General features: G+C 45.5%; 2 protein-coding genes. One reads left to right on the top strand and one right to left on the bottom strand.

Translation table 11 applies throughout. The features are described 5' to 3' along the window. On the top strand, positions 1–1532 hold a 1532-nt coding region (locus JF818_RS01225), incomplete at its 5' end, for a copper-translocating P-type ATPase (RefSeq protein ID WP_198890176.1). Between the two features lie 82 nt (positions 1533–1614). Here the strand turns inward: JF818_RS01225 and JF818_RS01220 are convergent. Then, positions 1615–2835, bottom strand: a 1221-nt coding sequence (locus JF818_RS01220) for a right-handed parallel beta-helix repeat-containing protein (RefSeq protein ID WP_198890175.1), incomplete at its 5' end; no start/stop codon positions are given.

Below are 2835 nucleotides of genomic sequence, written 5' to 3'. Positions count from 1 at the left end.
AGCTTGCTCCCTCCACTGCAACAGTCTTGCGAGAAGGAAAGCAGGTTATCATCAGTGCTGATGAAGTGCAGATTGACGACATTATCATGGTAAAACCGGGAGAGAAGCTCCCTGTTGATGGTGTGGTTCTCTCCGGCAGTTCATCCATCGATGAATCTCTCCTGACTGGGGAAAGCCTTCCCGTGGAAAAGGTCCTAGGAAGTGAGGTGTATGCAGCTACACTGAATACGACAGGTACGCTCCAGTACCGAGCAACAAAGGTTGGCGCCGATACAGCACTCGCTGCCATCATCACCTTGGTACAAGACGCCCAGGGGTCAAAGGCCCCGATCGCTCGTGTTGCCGACAAAATTTCTGGTATATTCGTCCCGATCGTCATGGGTATCTCCGTCCTGACCTTCCTCGCATGGATGCTCGCTGGCACACCATTTGATATTGCTATCATGAGGGCGGTAAGCGTGTTAGTTATTGCATGTCCTTGTAGCCTGGGTCTTGCTACCCCTATCGCTATCATGGTCTCTACTGGAAAGGGTGCAAAACTGGGAATACTGTTCCGTCATGCTGCAGCGATTGAACAGCTTAAGGATGTGCAGACAGTGATCTTTGACAAGACTGGTACGTTGACCGAGGGCAAGCCCAAGGTAACAGATGTATTGGGAGAAGACCCTGATCTTCTCATGCAACTGGCTGCCAGTGTGGAGAGCAGTAGCGAACACCCACTCTCCCATGCTGTGGTAGAAGCCGCAAAAGAGAGAAAGACGTCGCTTCTGGAAACCCAGGATTTCAAGGCCTTGGTTGGCAGTGGAATCCAGGGAACCATCGACGGAGCAGTGGTCCGTATCGGAAATGTGACTCTTATGAAGGAAAACAAGATTTCCATCACAGAGAAAACAGAGGCACAACTTGCCCAGTTGAGTGATCAAGGTAAGACTCCTCTGTTGGTGGCAAGTGATACCAGGTTCATAGGCATCATTGCTGTCGCCGATACCCTGAGACCAGAGACCATAGAGGCAGTAAAAACCTTACGAGAAGCAGGCCTGAAGACTATTATGCTTACCGGGGACAATGAGCGCACGGCAAGAGCCATTGCAAAGCTTGCCGGTGTGGATTCCTATAAGGCTGAACAGCTACCCGGGCAGAAGGAAGAAGCCATAACTGAGCTTGCAAGCAAAGGCAAGGTAGCTATGGTCGGGGATGGCATCAATGATGCCCCAGCCCTTGCCAAGGCTGATGTCGGTATCGCAGTTGGTAGTGCAACCGATGTTGCCAGGGAGACTGCTGATGTGGTTCTGGTACGCAATAACCTGAAGGATGTCACCAAGTCGTTCCAACTCTCAAGGGCAACGATGAGAAATATCCACCAGAACTTGTTCTGGGCGTTCTTCTACAACACCCTGGGCATTCCTCTTGCAGCAGGTGTTCTTACCATCTTCGGAGGCCCTGGACTCAGTCCGATGTTTGCAGCATTTGCAATGTCGATGTCCAGTGTCTGTGTAGTGTTGAATGCATTGAGGTTGAATAGGTTTAAGTAGAAACATAGAGATACAGGAACCTTCATAATAGAGGGTTCCTGTGCTTTCTTTTCTTAGAGTTGTTTATCCTTTCTTAAATATATTAATCTTCTGGTGGGGGATATGGATACGTTTCCATTATGATATTCTCATATGTATTATTGTTCTCAATTATGACATTCGAATTATGATAAATTCCTGTCTTACTATCTCTCATAGTATTGTTCCTAATCGTCCCAACGGTGTCTGATTTATAGAAAATTGCAATAGAGGTATTGGAGATAAACGAATTGTTCTCCACTAAAGCGGTTGCTCCTGGCTCAACCACGAGTCCACAATGAAAACTACTTTCAATAGTATTCCTACGAATTTCTGCTGTTGAGTTAGCTTCAAGAGCAATCCCATGTAATCCTGAATTATCAATACTGTTATCTTCTATGATTGCTTGACAATTGCCTCCCACAATAATTCCAAAATGTCCGTTATCATCAATTTCATTATCCCTGATAGTAGCCCGGCTTCCTCCAGCAACAATACCTTTTTGTCCATGCCCATAGATAGTATTGTTTGTAATAGTTGCCTCTGAAGTGTCATAGAGAAGTATCCCGTGACCATCTGTAAGCTCACTGTCAGTATTTTCAAAAATCCGGTTGTTATGGATAGTACCTGTACTTGTACCTTCAAATACGATGCCACCGTGTTGATTTTTATGAATGATGTTGTTAGCAACTACAACATCTTTAGTATTGTGAAACAACATTCCTACCGAAGGTTCTTCAAGACAGACTTCCGAATCGTGCAAGGTCACTGTGCCTGAAGTGTCTGTATAAAGAGCCACAGAATCATGTGCAAATAATGAATTTGTCACAGCTAGTGAGGAACTCCCTAGTACAGTAATACCATCACCCTCATTCTGGCTGAATTCTGAATCAGCTACTACAACATTTGCATCGTTTTCAATATGCAAACCCTTTCCCATCCAAATACCCTCTTCAGTTGCGGCTGATGCTCTTTTACCTCCAGTAAACTTGCAATTATCAAAGCTAGCCTCACCTCCGAGTACTTCCACTACATTTGCGTTTAAAAGATTTCCTGTATAAGAAAAGGTTAAATGTGAAGCAGAAAAGTCAGCACCGTCATTAATCGTAAGTACCGGTGTATCTACTGCGAGAGGTGCTACAATATCTCTGGTGCCAGAGCCATAAGTGATTATGGTAGATTCAACACCCTTCCCAACAAGCGTCACCTCTGATTCAATTGTGACATCTTTTGGCAAAATGTACTCACCGGCTCCAAGTGTTATCACGATCGGAGTATCTGACGC

It is taken from the genome of Sphaerochaeta sp. S2, assembly GCF_016406725.1.
Lineage (GTDB): Bacteria > Spirochaetota > Spirochaetia > Sphaerochaetales > Sphaerochaetaceae > Sphaerochaeta.
The sequence above is the reverse complement of the archived record's forward strand: the minus strand, read 5'-3'. Positions and strand labels throughout refer to the sequence as shown.